15 protein-coding genes are annotated in these 15997 nt (G+C 57.4%); 6 read left to right on the forward strand and 9 right to left on the reverse strand.

Going from position 1 to position 15997, the window contains the following annotated elements; translation table 11 throughout:
• Positions 1 to 406 precede the first annotated feature (406 nt).
• Positions 407 to 577 carry a helix-turn-helix domain-containing protein gene (locus KJ624_08520; GenBank protein MBU2009860.1) on the reverse strand — a complete coding sequence of 57 codons (171 nt, stop codon included), beginning with the start codon at positions 575 to 577 and terminating at the stop codon, positions 407 to 409.
• Positions 578 to 1023: 446 nt separating this feature from the next.
• On the opposite strand from KJ624_08520, the gene KJ624_08525 reads away from it, so the two are divergent.
• The 6 genes from KJ624_08525 (at position 1024) to KJ624_08550 (ending at position 5932) form a co-directional block, all read left to right on the forward strand.
• Positions 1024 to 1713, forward strand: a complete 690-nt coding sequence (locus KJ624_08525) for a response regulator transcription factor (GenBank protein MBU2009861.1) — start codon at positions 1024 to 1026, stop codon at positions 1711 to 1713.
• Between the two features lie 192 nt (positions 1714 to 1905).
• Positions 1906 to 2604, forward strand: a complete 699-nt coding sequence (locus tag KJ624_08530; protein ID MBU2009862.1) for a response regulator transcription factor — start codon at positions 1906 to 1908, stop codon at positions 2602 to 2604.
• A 193-nt stretch (positions 2605 to 2797) separates the two neighbouring features.
• Complete coding sequence (locus tag KJ624_08535) at positions 2798 to 3295, forward strand: hypothetical protein (GenBank protein MBU2009863.1); 498 nt, start codon at positions 2798 to 2800, stop codon at positions 3293 to 3295.
• Positions 3296 to 3381: 86 nt separating this feature from the next.
• A complete protein-coding gene (locus KJ624_08540; GenBank protein ID MBU2009864.1) occupies positions 3382 to 3771 on the forward strand; it encodes a hypothetical protein in 390 nt (129 codons plus the stop codon).
• A 27-nt stretch (positions 3772 to 3798) separates the two neighbouring features.
• The gene (locus tag KJ624_08545; protein MBU2009865.1) at positions 3799 to 4395 is read left to right on the forward strand and encodes a signal peptidase I; all 597 of its coding nucleotides are present in this window, start codon (positions 3799 to 3801) and stop codon (positions 4393 to 4395) included.
• Positions 4388 to 5932: a DUF5305 domain-containing protein gene (locus KJ624_08550; protein MBU2009866.1), complete on the forward strand. Its 1545-nt coding sequence runs from the start codon at positions 4388 to 4390 to the stop codon at positions 5930 to 5932. The genes KJ624_08545 and KJ624_08550 overlap by 8 nt, the downstream gene beginning before the upstream one ends.
• Positions 5933 to 6561: 629 nt before the next feature.
• Here KJ624_08550 and KJ624_08555 read toward each other — a convergent pair.
• The 8 genes from KJ624_08555 to KJ624_08590 form a co-directional block, all read right to left on the reverse strand.
• Entirely contained in the window at positions 6562 to 7368 is an 807-nt protein-coding gene (locus tag KJ624_08555; protein MBU2009867.1) for a hypothetical protein, read from the reverse strand.
• 156 nt (positions 7369 to 7524) lie between these two features.
• Positions 7525 to 7881, reverse strand: coding sequence for a hypothetical protein (locus tag KJ624_08560; protein MBU2009868.1), 357 nt, complete (start codon positions 7879 to 7881; stop codon positions 7525 to 7527).
• A gap of 67 nt (positions 7882 to 7948) precedes the next feature.
• Positions 7949 to 8572, reverse strand: a complete 624-nt coding sequence (locus KJ624_08565; GenBank protein MBU2009869.1) for a recombinase family protein — start codon at positions 8570 to 8572, stop codon at positions 7949 to 7951.
• Positions 8573 to 8858: 286 nt separating this feature from the next.
• Positions 8859 to 10076 carry a glycosyltransferase gene (locus tag KJ624_08570; GenBank protein ID MBU2009870.1) on the reverse strand — a complete coding sequence of 406 codons (1218 nt, stop codon included), beginning with the start codon at positions 10074 to 10076 and terminating at the stop codon, positions 8859 to 8861.
• Positions 10073 to 11455: a mechanosensitive ion channel gene (locus KJ624_08575; protein ID MBU2009871.1), complete on the reverse strand. Its 1383-nt coding sequence runs from the start codon at positions 11453 to 11455 to the stop codon at positions 10073 to 10075. The genes KJ624_08570 and KJ624_08575 overlap by 4 nt, the downstream gene beginning before the upstream one ends.
• A complete protein-coding gene (gene otsB / locus KJ624_08580; GenBank protein ID MBU2009872.1) occupies positions 11452 to 12267 on the reverse strand; it encodes a trehalose-phosphatase in 816 nt (271 codons plus the stop codon). The genes KJ624_08575 and otsB overlap by 4 nt, the downstream gene beginning before the upstream one ends.
• Positions 12268 to 13683 carry a trehalose-6-phosphate synthase gene (locus KJ624_08585; GenBank protein MBU2009873.1) on the reverse strand — a complete coding sequence of 472 codons (1416 nt, stop codon included), beginning with the start codon at positions 13681 to 13683 and terminating at the stop codon, positions 12268 to 12270.
• Positions 13684 to 13748: 65 nt separating this feature from the next.
• Positions 13749 to 15092, reverse strand: a complete 1344-nt coding sequence (locus KJ624_08590; GenBank protein ID MBU2009874.1) for a mechanosensitive ion channel family protein — start codon at positions 15090 to 15092, stop codon at positions 13749 to 13751.
• Positions 15093 to 15997 lie beyond the last annotated feature (905 nt).

Below are 15997 nucleotides of genomic sequence, written 5' to 3' on the forward strand. Positions count from 1 at the left end.
GGGGCCGCGACGAGCCCCTTGAGGTCGGGCGACCGGGTCAGGCTGCCAAAGGTTCGACATGTGCGAAAAGGGGACCTTTGTCCGTCGGCCTCACGGCGTGCTCGCCGCATTTGCCTGAAAAGGGGCCGCCCGAATGCAGATAGCAGCCTCAGATTGCATCTGGGCCCCAGAGCGGGAGCCTCGGCCGGGCCTTTCTGCGCTTGCTGCGTCCATGCTGGGTCGTGGGGTTCCCCAGGGAGTCGGCCGGAATTGCCGCCGCCGATGGGACAAAACTCGCTATTGTTGGCATCAAAGGCTCCTCCGGCTCTCCTCCAGTGGGCTATCTTGTGGCGCTTTGGCTATGGGTGGTGCAGTCCACAGCAAGATTGCTCCCCATGGGGGTCCTTGGGATCCACCGCCGACGACATCAACCTTTCAAGAAGAGAATAACGTCTTCGCGCCGAAATCTCCGGTCGCGGCGGGGGCCAAGCCGGTACACAGGCAGTATGCCCCGGTCACCCCACTTCCTCACGGTGTTAATATGCACGCCGAGAAGTTGAGCAACTTCGCTTACCGCAAGTAGCGGCGGCGAACGCATATCCTTCTGTCCTCGGCGCTTCTTCCCTGTCCTCACAGCCTATCTTATATCACAGGCCTGCCAAGAATTCGGTAGAGAATGCCAGACATAAGGTATAAACTTGGTCAAGAACTGTAGGATATGTGAGGTTGACATACCTTGACAAAGGGCGCAAAGTATGCATGCTCGTTGGCGCAGTTCGTTCACGAGAGGACTTGTGGTGAGTTCTTCTTGATTGCCAGCTTGTTGGCGAGGGGGGGGGCGACTTGGTAGGGGTGCAATCGAAGGCATCATCAGTCAGTCTCTGGAGGCTCTGGGAGCACAGAGACCACCGCACAGCTTGGGGCTTCGCGAAGAAGCTATCAGGCTGTCCTGAAAGGTTAGCACTTCTCGTTTGTAGCTTCTGCCACTAGCGGATACATGGGCGAGCTCAATTGCTCACTCAGTGTCTTTATGGGGGGGGAAGGATGAAAGTGCTGGTAATAGGGGACAGCCAGGATGTGGTGAAGGACATTTCCTTCTGCCTCCACTTACGATGGCCAGATGTCATTATCGTTTCCACTACCCAGGGATCGAATGGCATAGAGCTGGTAGAAGCCGAAGCGCCCGATCTAGTAATGGTGGACTTCTCTTTGCCGGACATGAACGGTCTGGACTTGGTTGGCAGAGTTCGTGAGTTCTCCGATGTCCCCCTGACCGTCCTTACCGGGGGAACTGAGGCGGACAGGGCCAAAGTCCTAGAAGCAGGGGCCGACGATTATATCGTCAAACCTTTGAGCGCTATCGATGTCCTGGCTAAGGTAAATGCATTGCTGCGCCGCACTCACGCTGCTGGCTTTCAGCGGAACCATATGCCCCTGGTCAGGGGCGACCTGGTAATTAATTTTTCCACACGCGAGGTGTTCCTCTCAGGCAGCTCAGTCAAACTGACTCCCCATGAGTACGACCTCCTCCTTCAGCTGGTTAGAAACGAAGGCAGAGTGCTCTCCCATTGCACCCTGCTCGAGAAGGTATGGGGGCTGGAATATGCCAGGGATTTGAGCTTCCTCAAGAAGTACATCTACCGTCTTCGCCAAAAGCTCCACGACGATGCTAGCCTGCCACAAATGATCCTCACTGAGCGGGGGGTAGGCTACAGGTTCACCCGGCGTGCCTGATTCACCCCGCTGAAACATCTATAGGCCAAGGGCAGGCAAATGCCTGCCCTTCTTTTTTCTCCCCAATCTTCCACCAAATTGGGACTGAATTGGCACTAATTTCCACCATTCCAGGCACCCTGGTGACCTGAATTTCCACCTTGCCATGCTAAGCTACCCAAGCTGCCTGACCAGAGTGGCAGGTGAGGGTCTATGGGCCCAGGGAGGTCACCCATTAAACGGGCTCGGGTTCTACTCATCAGCGGGAAGGAAGCACTTAGGGCAGGGGTAGCTTCGGCCCTTGAGGAAGCGGGGTTCCAGGTGACCCATGTCCCCGATGGCTATCAAGGGCTGCGCAGCGTCTACGAGGCCAGCCCGGACCTGGTTATTATGGCTGAGGACCTGCCCCCGGCAGGCGGGGCGCAGGTGTGTTCACGGCTGCGCCAGGTATCCCACCTTCCTATTATCGTTCTCGGCAGTGGGGGGACAAAAGGGACCGGGGAGATAGAGATGCTTGAGGTGGGAGCTGATGCCTATATGCCCAAACCCCCAAACCCTGCCGAACTGGTTGCCCGAGTGCGCTCCCTGCTCCGCAGAAAGAGACCTGACCGTGATGGGCGCGGAGGCGACTCGGGCAGCGTGCCTGAGCAGGGCACCGCCAGGCGGCGAAATGGCTCCGGGGACCTCACCTCCACCGAGTCTTCCCTCCTCTCCTGCCTGGTGCTGAACGAAGGCCGGGTGGTCTCCCACTCACAGCTCGTCTCCGAGGTGTGGGCCGGGAAGCAGGTGAGCAGGGACTGCCTGAAGTTCTACGTGCGCCGCCTGAGAGACAAGTTGAGCGGCGTTCTTGGCGGCCCCGGCTACATCCTCAACCACAGGGGGGTGGGCTATCGCTTCTCCAGGACTATGTGAGCAGATGGCCATGACCGGCGGGAAAAACGCCGGATGGTATATGAAGGAAGGAGGGAAGGGAGTCAGGCTCCGGGATGGCATCCGGGAAAGACCGGAGAAACCAATCTCGCCTGCGGGAGGTCCAGCGGTCGGTCTGGCCGAAGTAAGTATGCTTCCACCACTGGTGAGAAATCTGAATTAAGGAGAAACTAAAATGCGAAAAACCCTTCTTATAGGCCTGTTGGTCGTCGTCGTGGCCCTGGGCAGCATCGGCGCCGCCTTCGCTACCGGCATGGGCTTCTCTAACGTCGGCGTCCTCAGTGCGGGTACTGCACTCGCACCCCAGGCCAATGTCGACGGTATGACTTGGTGGGTAAACCAGGGTTACAGCGGTGCCACGGTGAACAATCCTTGGGTTGACGCTGTCAGCCTCAGCTTCGACCGTGACCTAGCTGCGGGGACTGAGATCGGCGTTGGGGTTTTTGACGCTGGGAGCAACCTCAAAGTTAACGTCTGGGCAGAAACAGTAAGTGCTGTGCCGGCGGGTGGCAAAGTGACAGTCTCCTTCACCACCTTTGCCGTGGGTTACGGTAGTCCCAACAACTGTACCAATTACCTGTTTACGACTCCCCCCCCAGATCTTACTCTGGGCGTCCCAGTTACAGCTGTCAACTACATCAGCGTGATCGTAAGTGAAGAAACCGCCCCATAACTCTGTAACCAGTTAAACTGTTTCCTGGAGCCGAAGCTCTCTTCCCCCCTTTCCGGTGCAGGTGAATATGAAAAGGGGGTGCGGAAATGTCAGCCAGGCCTGTTCTGATAGGTCTGATGGTAATGGTCCTGGCCCTGGGGGCCATCGGCGCCGCCCTGGCCACCGGCATGAACTTCTCCAATGTCGGGGCCCTCAGCAGCGCCGGGGCGGAGCTGCCCCAGGTCAACACCGACCGGGTTGGGTTTATCTCATTGCCTGATGGCTCCGGTGTGGGGGGGGTGGCTCTCTCCTTTGACCGGGACCTGGCCGCCGGCAGCACCATCTGGGTTGCGATAGATGGCCAGGTCCAGGGCTGGAAGGTCCTGGACAGCTTCCTAAGTGCGGACGGCGAAGCAATAGTCCCGCTTGACGAGGTGCTCAAGGTTGCTGATATTGGTGACGGCACCGGGGTCACAGTGGCGGTAGCCGAGAGATAACGCTCCTTGGCCAGCAAAGCAATCAGGTTGGCAAAGCTGGCGGGCTGGCTGATATTCGGGGTAGTAATCTCGGCTGTCCTGTTCATGCTGTCTACCTCTTTTCTTGGCTGGCGGTTTGACATGGTGCCCACCGGAAGCATGGAGCCTGCTTTTAAACCTGGGGGAATGGTGGTGACCCGGCCGCTGGAAATGGAGGATATCAAGATAGGAGACGCCATCCTGTTTTCAGAGCCGCGCATTGGGAAAGAGGCCCGCATTGCCCACCGTGTAATAGATATAGGAGAAGTTGACGGCCAGCTGTTTTTTCAGACCAAAGGGGATGCCAACGAATATGCCGACCCGGACCTGGTTTCCCCCCAGGACTTCATCGGGAAAACCATCCTCTATCTTCCCCGTGTTGGGAACATAGCCTATCTCTCCCGTCTTCATGAAACCCCGATAACCTTGATGGGAAAGAAAGTTTCCGTAGCAATGCTTTTAATCGTGGCAATAGCCCTGGCTGTTATCGGCGCGGAATCAAGAAAGATGTGGGAGTGGACATTCAGGAGGGAACTCATGCGACATCGTGAGGTGGTGAAGAAACGAAAACAGCGAGCTGCCAGGAGAAGAAGACGATATGCCTAGAGAGCGTCCGCAAATGAGAGGCTGGCTTGCTGTAATCAGCTTGGCCGTGTTTGTGGCCTCTCTGCCCTGGTTGTTCATGGCGTGGGGCCTGCCGGACAGGGTCGGGCAGGACGTGACGCTGCTCAGCTACGAGCACGAAGGCAGGTTCGATTACATGGTACACCTGAAGCCCTCCGACCTGTTTGGCCCTCCCCCGGAGCAGCCGCCGCCTAACCCCAAATACCCGGCTGAGATTATCGACAGCATCGACTTTGCTTTCAGCTATAGCCCGGCAGAGCCAGGGCCTGAGGTGGCGCGCATCTATGCCGTCCTGGAAAACCCAGGCCTGTGGCGCAAGAACATCGAGCTGGTGCCCGACACGAGCGCCGACGGAGACTTCACGCTTCGTTTCTCGCTGGACATTGGGGAGGTCCAGCAGCTATTTGACGAGGTTGAAGAGGAGTTGAAGATCACCTCGTCAACGCGGAACCTGACGCTCGTTGCCAATGTCACTGGCTCGAAGGAGCAGTTTGTTCACCAGTTGCCCATTAAGCTAAGCAAGAGTTTGATTGAGGTGGCGGCTAATCTGAGGCCCACCCAGGCGAGTGGCGTTGGCGAGTTTGACTATGCGGTAAATCTGAAGGAGAACTCCATTTTTGATAGCAGAACCCTCAAGCCGCCGCCAGCTCCGGAAACATCCTGGTCAGCAACTCAGAAGCCGGGCGAGGTCATCTTCACCAGACTGGTTAACCGGATGGACGCAACCTTCTACTACCAGTTCAAGTCCGACCCCCCGGCAAGCAAGGTGACTACAGATGTGACCATAACGGCAGTTCTTGACGCAACCGGGCTCTGGTCCAAGAAATTCTCCATTCTCACTGCCAGTAAGGGGGGCGATTTTGACATCAGCTTTCCAGTGGAGTTGACTGGCTACCTGGAACTGTTTGACACTGTCCGTGCCCAAACCGGGGCTTCTGGCGAATCAAACACCGTAACCATTAGCGCTGATGTTCATACCTTGGCCGAGACGCCGCTTGGATTGATAGAGGAGACCTTTGGCCAGGCCATGGTGGGCACACTCAGGGGGAATGTTCTGGACTGGGACAAGGAACTGGCAAAGAGCCAGCCTGGCTCTATCAAAGAGGCCAGGTTAGTTCCCAACCCCAACAAATATTTGGTATTCTCAGTGGCTGGGGCAAGAATCCTGTCTACCGCTTTAGCAGGCATTTTCCTCCTTTGCTTCGTGGCTTCCCTCGTGCTGTATGTCAGGTCCAGGCCCGCCGAACTCTCCTGGATTGAGAAAGAGGTGGCACGAGCCAAGAAAAAGTATGGCGGGATCATGGCAGAGGCAACAATAGAAGATGACAAGACCCTATCCGTGGGCTCGATGCAGGATTTGCTCAGAGTAGCCAGTGAGCTTGGTAAGCCGATAATGCACCAGGCACCAGCCGGGCCTAGGGAGCCTCATGCCTACTATGTATTTGACGGAGCCACCCGTTACCGGTATGTCCTCAGGGGGAAGCAAGGGGACGGGGGAGGAACCGAGCAGAGACAGTAAGAGCCACTAGGGTTACGAACCGCCAGCTTAACCTATGTCGCAAGGTTTTTTTACTGCTTGCATTGATAGCCTCGTGATAAGTGCCGTCATTTCATCATCGGCGTTGCTCCAAGTTAGCGGCGGCACGATTCAGTCTTCACCTATGCAGCGAACATTCCCACCCCCACCCCTACACCTACAGCTACTCCTACCTCAGCACCGTTGACTCAAGCGCAATAGCCTGCAGAGGATGAGCCGGGGCCAGCCTGCCATCTTGCAGACGGATACAAGATAGATATGACTAGGCTTTGAAAGAATACAGGTCCTCGGAGACATTCAGCCCCGGTCTCCAGTTGCGGACGGCTAAGGTAGCCCCATGCTCTATGCCGGACACGAACCCGGACACGACCAACGGTCGGCCACGGTTAGGGAATTGCCCAGTCTGGACACTGCCCACGACGCCGTCATCAGCCACGGGCATGGGTGTGCCTAAGTGGTCAAGGGGGAAGGGGAATGAGAGGTGCGAAAGTGTGTTCCAATCTGAGAGTGAGACGATTGGACATTCGGTTTCATGGTGGCCGTTTCTGCACACGTTGCCGCGCCCTCTCCAAATACGTGGGCTCCTCCGGTGAGGCTTACATAGCCTTTGCCTAGTTCTCAGGTTCGCCAAGGTCCACATACTTGTCACCAAAAAACGGGTCCATGCTGATTCGATGCGGCCTAGACAATCCCCTTTTGCCCTTGTACACGCGAAAAGCATGTGTAGACCCATTGGCCAGTTCAAGTTTCTCAAAATCATCGGTTGGCGTTCTGACAGCAAGGGCTTGAGCCTTAGCAACCCCCTCTCGCAACCATGCTATCACTTCACCCATCTTTTGCTGTCTACTACTCAACTGTGGAATTAGACTCAGACCATCGTGCCCATGTGCAGCTAGCTTTGTCTTGACAATACTCAGGCCTTCACCCGATTCTTCAGCCATCTTCTGAACCTTGTCAATCCTGGAACCGAGGGCCGCAATGCTGTGATTGAACATGTCACGGTGGCTGTTCACCACATGAGAAAGGCCGTAATAAGCTTCCTTCAACCTGTTATTAGATTCGTTTACCGTACCCGTATCGGCCTTGGCCAGTTCTGCGCCTTCGCTCAGTTTACTGACTATGTCGCTGAGATTGCTTACTGCATCCGTGAGCTTGGTCACCTGATCAGCAATACTAGTTAATCTATGAGTAAGTGGCTCAGTATCACTCAATGAGAATTCTGAATCTGACTCACGCAATCCAGTAGCTCGTTCGAGCTGCTGGAGTCTGTCCTCCAGTAAACTCACTGGCAGCGCAGTAGCTGGCGCAGCAACTGACCGCGGTGTACTGCTGCCAGTAATGCCATGAACGAAGGTCTTATGACCTCTCAGTCCCTGCGGAGTCTTGACCTGTTTGCCGCAAAATTCGCATGTAACCATTTCAGTTTCCTCCTAAAATTATCTTTCACTTCTTTGCTTCAGCCGGAGTCCAGCCTCGGTCTTCCGAACCGGATGTAGTGGCCCTTAGAGGCCGGGGCAATATCTTGCCAGAGATGGCTTTGGAGGATTCTCTTGCGGGAGGTTGCCAGTCGGGTATCAGCTCAGATAGGGAGTAATAAGGTTGCAGGTGAGGGTTGGTTCCCCGTCGGGGCCGCCAGTCTGTGAAATGGTTGATGCCTCGCCGTGAACCATGTCGAAGAACGGCATCATGTCTGGTTTGGGTGTTACTCCCAGGATCAGTGCGTCCTTGACCCACACAGCCTCAAATACCTCGGTCACAAGGCGCTTGCGTTGTTGCTGCTCGCCGGCCTCCCATGCCAGTGACAGGTCCTGGAGGAACTGCGCCATCCTACTGAGATAATCAGGCTTCGCCTGTGCCACCGTCACCTTCGCCAGTCTGGCCTGCAGCATCTGGCGTTCGCCCAGGTACTCAGCCTTGTCGATGTCGCCCAATAAGTAGAGTTCCTTAAGGCGGCTGAGACTGGCACTGATGCTTCCCGTATCGCTCTCCGCCGTCTTTTCAGGCTGCTTCAGGCTGCTTGTCGTGGCAGAGAGCCAGCATCTTCTCCTGATAATCCTGGGGAAGCTTGAAGGCCTTGAGGTATGCGGCCATCTGGCTCTCCAATCGCCCTAGCCCGGCGCTCTTCTCTCTGCACGTGCCGGAATCGAGCCGCCTCGCACAAGCCAGGTGTGGGTGAAGGCTGTTGGACACTCTGAGCCGGTTACCACAAGTGGCGCAGCGGGCCACCCCTGAAAGTGAATAGTGGCGGGCCTTGCCTGGCATGGTTTGGGGTAGATGTCGTCGGCTAGACCGTGCCTCCTGGGCCGCCTCAAAAAGTTCAGGAGGGATGATCCGGCCGTGTCTTCCCTTCACCCAGCCGCTCCTACCGTCAGGCAACTCGCCGACGTAGAACCGGTTCTGCAGCATGTCGCGCACTGTATCCTTCGAGAAGGGGTTCGAGCCATGGGTCCCACATGTCCGGTGGCCCGCCTCGTTCAGGGCCCTCGCAATAGCCTTGTCGCTTTCTCCCCGGGCCGCCATCTCGAAGGCTAGCAGCAACCCCTGGTGGGTGGGTGCCCGCTCCCGCACCACATTCCCTTCCTTATCCCGGATACGCCAGACCTCATCATGGGGCTTCGGCACTCCGTCAGGCCCCTTCATCACCCCGAGGGGCAGTATGCCGTTGTATTGATTCCTAAGTTGCCACAAATTATCCCTACCCAGGATCAACAATAATTACTATACTAACCCGAGGTTATTTGTCAATTCTTTCTTTGCCTCGCCAGTTTCGCCCAAATGAGGATGAAACATCTTAGCGTGTTGTTTCCTTCAGAGTCTCCAAGGAGGAGGGGGTTGTGCCAGAAGTGAAGAGTAGTCTGCAACCATTTGCCACGAGGCCTATTGCAGTGAGGGCACTTCGGGAATCGGCCTACAGGTACAGGATGTCCTCGGGGTGGCCCAGGGCTATGAAGAGGAGAAGGTAGTCCCGGAGGTGGCGGGTGATGAGGAAGTTCTCTTTGACATGGTGTCGGCCGTTCTCGCCGAGCCACCGGGCATATTCGGGATTGGTCAGGAGCTGCTTTATGGCGTAGGCTGTGCCCTCGACTCCGTGGGAGAGGAGCCCGGTGAACTTGTTCTTCACCTGAAGGGGTATGCCGCCTACAGCCGAGGCGACCACCGGCTTCCCCTTCCACAGGGCCTCGCTCACGGTAAGCCCGAAGCCCTCCTTGAGCGACTTCTGCACGATGACCGTGGAGGCCCTCTGGAGGGCATTGATGTCAATATCGCTGTTGGGGGGGATAGCCAGGATATGGACATCGGGGTTCCCCTCGGCCCTTTCCCTTACTTCCGCCAGGACCCTGTCTGATTCCGGGTCATCGCTGGCCGTGCCCCCAGCCAGGATAAGACAGCAGTCTATGCTCTTCCTCACCATCTCAAAGGCCTGGATTACCCCGATAGGGTCCTTGAGGTAATCAAACCGGGAGACCTGGGTGATGATGGGCTTTTCCCGGGGAAGCTGGTATCTTTCCAGAACGGCGTCAACGGTCTCCTGGGGTAGCTCCCGGTTCTTGTCGCTCAAGGGGTCGATGGAGGGTGAGATGAGGACCTGGCGGATGGGGAGCTGCTGGGAGAAGGCGGGGGCGGAGAAGACCGCCGCATCATACTGGACCACGAAGCGATAGAGGAAGTTCCAGACCTCCTGATTGGGCTTGGAGACATCTATGTGACACCTCCATATCCACTTCCTGCCCAGCTCCTTCTTTCTTGTCACCAGGGCTACCGGCTGGGGGTCGTGGACGAAGATGATGTCTCCGTAGAGCTCTAGCTCTTCCATGTTCTTCTGGTTGGTCTCCATGAAGAGGGAGAATTCCTGGGGGGAGAGCCTTTCCTCCCTGCCATGGAGGGCGTTGTGGAATTTCTTGGTTACCTGGAAGAACTCCTGGTTCCCCTTGATGACACTCCAGCGGGCGTCCACGCCCAACTGTCCCAAGAGGGGCAGCATGCGGCTCAGGATCTCCGCCACCCCGCCCCCGGTGAAGGTGGAGTTTATGTTCTGGATGACCTTCCCCGAGAGCTTGGCCGCCAGGAGCCTCAGTTCCTCAAGGGTGCTCCTGCCCACAATGGGCTCGTAGTCCGATAGCCTCACTTTATTCGTTTCTCGATAAGCTGTATGAGTGACGATCTTAAGCCCTCCAGAGTATAAGTATAAGGGTCAAGGCGAGCAATCTTGTCCGCCAGCTCCTTTTCCTCCAGCCTTTCCTCCAGCCAGGTAGAGAAATCGTTGAGCCCCCTCCCCAGCCTCAACCGGGACTCAAAGATATGATAGTAGAGGGAGCCCAGGCTCAGCTTGCGCAGGGCCTCTACAAATTCCCTCAGGTCATGGGCCACATAGGGCGTGGGCAGGATTACGCTCACCGATTTCATGAAGTGAAATTCCCTTCCCTCTGGCGCCTCCCTTCCATTGGGCTGGCGGGAGAGGTGCTCCTCCATGATGTTTACCAGCCTTTCCCTTATGGCACCCAGGGAAGGTAGGTCAAAGACATCGACACTGGCCAGTCTTTCCCCCAGCACCTCATCCCCCAGAGCATCGCTCGCCCAGAGGGCAAAGTCGTTGGCTGGTTCCGGGGTGAGATAGTGATGTTCCTCCAGGAAGTGGTGGGTGTGGTAATAGACCACAGAATCGGGGGAATCTTTGAGTATTTCCACCATCTGGCGCAGGTTGCTGGCCTTGAGCCCGGTCAACTCCTTAAGGTGGGCCCGGGCATAGAAACGGAAAGGCTCGCTGGCCTTCTTCAGGGGCCGGCCGTAGTTGATGACGGTGGACTGGAGGAGCCGGCTGTTGGGGATGGTGATGGCGCTCTCGTCCATGGCCCTTATTCTGGTGTGCCTCCAGTCCATTTCGGTGACATAGCCCTCTTCCCCTGTCTCCAGCTTGATGTAGTCCCCCGCTTTGATGTGGCCGCTGGCCGATAGCTGAAACCCGGCGAAGACGCTGGGGAGGACGTCCCTGAAGGCCAGTGCCCCCGCCAGCACAGCTACCCCCATCACCAGGAGGATAGGGCTGGTGGGCACCCCCCAGATATGCAGCAGCTCCAGCGCGGCGGTAACCAAGATGACCACCCTGACAATCTGGCCGGCCGTACTAACAGGGCGCCGGGGAATCTTGAGCCTATCGCCATAGAACTGGATGAACCTGCTGGCGAGGTTAAGGGCCACCAGCGTAACGGAAAGGAGGAGGAGGGTTCCCAGCCCCTTGCCTGCGGGTTCTTTCCATCCCGCGGGAATCCTGAAAACGGCCAGGGCCAGGTAAGCACTGAGGAGCAGGCACCACAGGGCCGAAGCAGTTTTGGTGGCCTGAACCACGATATCATCCCCTGGCCAGCGGCTTCTTTTGGCCCATCTGTCCAGGCGGTGATAGGCGCCCCTTCTCAACCAGAAGGTAGCAATAAGGCTGGCCAAGAAAACTGCCAGAGGGATGACGATGTCGGGCCAGTTCTCGGCCAGCCAGGAAAGGGCCGTCTTCATCGGGTGCCCTGCCGGCCCTGCCCCTGGAGCCGCGCCAGGAACTCCTGGACCTCCGCTGGTGACCTCAGGAAATAGCGGGCCTGGCTACCGGGGTTTGCCTCCCCCACGAAGATGGAGATGCCGTTGCCTTTCTCTACCACCCTGAAGCCGTCCTCGTCGGTCAGGTCGTCCCCCAGGAAAACGGCCAGCACTTTGCCCTTGTGGAAAGGCCTCTGGTACTTCTCCAAGAGCAGGGCGATGGCCCGCCCCTTGTCCCAGGCTATTGCCGGCCTTACCTCCAGGACCTTCTTGCCCGAGGTGGCCCTCACCTTCCCCAGGGAACGGGCAGCATCAATGATGCGCTCAAAGATGGTCCATACCTCTTCGGCCTTATCTTCTGCCACCAGGCGGTAGTGGATGCTCAAGGTGAGCCCCTTGTCCTCCACCAGGACGCCTCTCACCGGGGCCAGGGCCCGGCTCAGCACCTGGTGGAGAACGCGGAGGATGGGCTTTACCTCCTCTGCGAGGGGGTTGACGAAGCTCACCCCGGGCCCTTCTATCTCCAGGCCATGGTTACCCGCATAGACAATGCCCCTCACCCCCACTTTCCCCTGGAGGTCCCCCAGGGCCCGGCCGCTGATTATGCCCACGGTAAAGTGCCTCTGGCGGGCCAGGGCCCGCAGGAGCTCCCGGGTCTCCTCTGAGAGTTCCGCCAGCTCGGGCCTCTCCACAATGGGGGTAAGGGTGCCATCGTAGTCGCTGAGGAGGAGGACATGCCTGGCTTCCTTGAGCCGCCTGCCGATATCCTGCCAGGCAGAGAAGACATGCTCCAACTACCCCCCTCCGGACTCAAATTTTACCAGTTCGGAGATAATTTCGCCTGCCCACTTGTAGATATTGTTCTCCCGGACTATTTCCCTCATCCTCCGCATCCGCCTTTGCCTTTCTGGGGCTGGCATCTCCAGGGCCCTCTTGATGGCTTCGGCAAAGTGGTCGGTGGCGTAGGGGTTTGCCAGGAGGGCATCGGTAAGCTCCCTGGCGGCCCCGGTGAAGGGGCTCAGGATGAGGACCCCGTCCTCATCAGAGCGGCTGGCCACAAACTCCTTGGCCACCAGGTTCATCCCATCGTGCAAGGAGCTTACCACGCAGAAATTGGCCATGCGCCTGAGGGCCAAGAGGGTAAGGGGCGAGCAGTGCTCGCGCAGGTAGTGTATAGGCTTCCAGTGCCCCGAGGCATGTTTCCAGTTTATCTCCTCCACCAGGCTGTCAATCTCTTCGTTAAGTTTCTTGTAGGTGCCTATATGAATACGGCTGGGGACCCCAGCCTGGACGAAGGCCACCCTCTTCTTATATTCCGGCCACCTCTCCAGAAAACGGTCAAAGGCCCTGAACCTGTCGGGGATGCCCTTGGTATAGTCAATCCTGTCCAGGCCGATACCCACCAGCTCTTCCCTGAGCCCCAGCCTCTTCTTCAGCCTTTCTACCTCCTCGGCTACCTCCTTTTCCTGGGCCTGCTGGGAAATCTCTTCAAAGTCAACGCTTATGGGGAAAGGGCGGACGGCGGTCTTCTTCCCGCCCCGGGAAACCTCGTACCTGTCCAAGTCCACGCGGGCCTCGATAGCCCGGTCTGTGGTGTCCAGAAAGTTGTTGCAGTGGTAGCGGATGTGGAACCCCAGCAGGTGGTTCCCCAGGAGCCCGTCTAGGATTTGCTCCTGCCACGGGCAGATACGGAAGGCCTCGCGGTTGGGCCAGGGAATGTGCCAGAACTGGGCGATGATAGCGTTGGGGTTAGCTTGCCGGACAAGGCGGGGGAGGAGGGCCAGGTGATAGTCCTGGACAAAGACAAACGCCTTCCTGTCCTCCACTTCCTCCAGCACGGCCTCAGCGAAGAGCTGGTTGACCTTCTTATAGGTATTCCAGTCAGCCTCGTCAAAGATGGGGCGGGTGTAGGAGATATGGCAAAGGGGCCAGAGGGCTTCGTTGGAGAAGCCAAAGTAGTAGCCATCCTCCTCCTCTCTGGTGAGCCAGACCCGTTTCAGTGTATATTTGGGCGCCTCGGGTGGGACCGGCACCTTGTTCTTGTCGTCCACCACTTCCCTGTCGGCGTCCCCGCTTCCGTGGGCTATCCACGTGCCCCTGCAGGCCCGCATCACCGGGTCCAGGGCTACGGTCAGACCGCTGGCGGGAACCTGGCACCGAATCTCAGAGCCGACGTGGGTGTGGATATAGGGCTCCCGGTTGGAGACCACGATAAAGAGATAGTTGGCCAGCTTGTCCTGAACCAGTGCGCACAGACTTTCCTTCGTCCACATCTCTATGACTCCTTTCTCCCTTCCTGGGTAGTGCCTGGAAAGGGCGAATTGCCGAAGAAGACTTTGGTGTGTGGCCAGGGGATCTCTATGCCTTCCTCATCAAAGGCCTTCTTCACCCTCTTCCGGATTTCCCCCATCACATCCCATTGCCGGATAGGTTTGGTATCGCCGAGAACCTTAAGCTCAATCCCCGAGTCTCCCAGGTTGTCCACCCGTAACACCTGGGGTGTCTTCAGGATGACGGGTGACCACTCGGCCTCCGCCGCCATCTCCTGGCAGACCCGGTTGATGACCGCAATAGCGCGGTCCAGGTCCGTCCCATAAGCGACGCTGATATTCAGGTTCACCCGGGACCACTCCTTGGTGAAGTTGCTGGCCACCCGTATCTCCCCATTGGGCACCACATGCACAATGCCGTCCAGGTCTCTCAGTACCGTGCGGCGCAGATTAATCTCCTCCACTAGGCCCGCTATGTCGGCTATCTTCACCACATCGCCCACCCGATACTGGTTCTCCATTACTATGAAGACGCCAGCGATGATGTCCTTCACAACGCTCTGGGCCCCAAAGCCCAAGGCGATGCCTGCGACCCCCGCCCCTGCTAGAACCGGGGCGATGTTGATGCCCAACTCCGAGAGGATGATAAATGTGGCTATGCCTATGATGAAGACCTGCCCCGCGGTTAGGAGGACGGCGGTCAGGGTATTGACCCTTTTCCGGACCTCCTCCTCAGGCTGTCCCGACACCTGTGTGGCTACAAAGGACCTGATGGCAGCAGGCACGGCCATGCCGAGGGCAAAAAGCGCGGCAACGGAGAGAAAGAGAATTAGTCCTATGCGGGTTCCATCAGCAAGAAGCCAGTGCCTGACCCCCTCTGCTTGAATGCCAAATAGCCCCAAGGAAGCCAGAAGCGCCAGGAGGCCGGCCAGCAGAGGGGTAAGTGCCCTGAGGACGATGACAATCCCGTCGCCCAGGGCGGTGTGGGCCCTAGATGTCCCCTCCAGCTTGAACCACCGTAAGATGCTATCCACCAGGGCTGTCCCGCCGTAGGCGGCCAGGACGATGAAGGCTACATGCAAGCCCCTTCTGATTTCGAAATCATACGATTCCTTGAAGGGGAGATAGACGACGGCGAAGTATATCCCTGCAAGGATTATGCCAGCAAGGCCAGGCCATTCCAGGGCTTCCACCAGCATGTTGTCCAGGGCTGTGCCTGTCTTGGCCGCCATCCGTCGCGCCACCCGCCGCAGGATGTAGTAGAAAATTCCGGCGAAAAGGGACATGGATAGGGCAATAGCCACAGCAAGAAAAATGTCTCGTGCAAGAATAGTATCGGTTGCTAGCATGCGGCTTCCCCTTTGGCAAAAGACAAAGCAGAGCCTCTCTCAAATTTGCCTCTATCCACCTCTGGCCTGTGCACTACTACCCCTCCTTGAGATTTCTCCCAGCTATGCCTGCCAGGCATGATTCCCACAGATATCTGCGCCTCTTAGCAAGTGAAAAGCCCGAGTCGCCAAGGGACCAAAGGATAACTGCGGCATGGACTAGGGCGAAAAAAAGGGGGAGCGCTCTAGAGTCATTGCCGCCTCCCAGACATGTAAGCGAACGTTTGCTTACATCATACTCAATAGGCGGTGGTTGTCAATATCCCAGGACTAGCGGTTGTCTTGGGCCCCGCTTGACGGACATCGCGCTATGGCTTGTCATAACCGAGGCATGGGCAGCGGCAGCTTTCGCTTCTTCGGTGTGGTTTTCCTATCAATAATGCTTCTCCTCTTTCTGGTCGCGGCATTCCTCAGCACGACACATTGGAGTGAAGCTGTCATCTGGGCGCTCGTCTTTGTCGGCTTACTTTTCTTTGTCGCCGGACTTCTGCTTCTACTTTATTGGGGCTCAGAGCGAACTGAGTAAGCCCGCTGGCCGGGACGTGGCACCGAATTTCAGAGCCGACGTGAGTATGGATATAGGGCTCCCGGTTGGAGACCACGATGAAGAGATAGTTGGCCAGCTTGTCCTGAACCAGTGCGCACAGGCTTTCCTTCGTCCACATGGAAGAGCTTTCCCTCCCCTCCTGCTGATTGTAACCCGCGGTTCTCATAGAAAGCAACCGCCTGTACGGGGTCAGGACATATCGGACAAGACCTCCTCCTTTCTAGTGGGGTGAGAATTCAGCCAGGTCTGGTAGAACTGCTCGGGAGTGAGATAGCCTAGGGCCTGGTGAGGGCGCACGGTCTCATAGACTCGATTCCAG

The sequence above is a fragment of the Chloroflexota bacterium genome, assembly GCA_018825785.1.
Classification (GTDB): domain Bacteria; phylum Chloroflexota; class Dehalococcoidia; order JACVQG01; family JAHKAY01; genus JAHKAY01.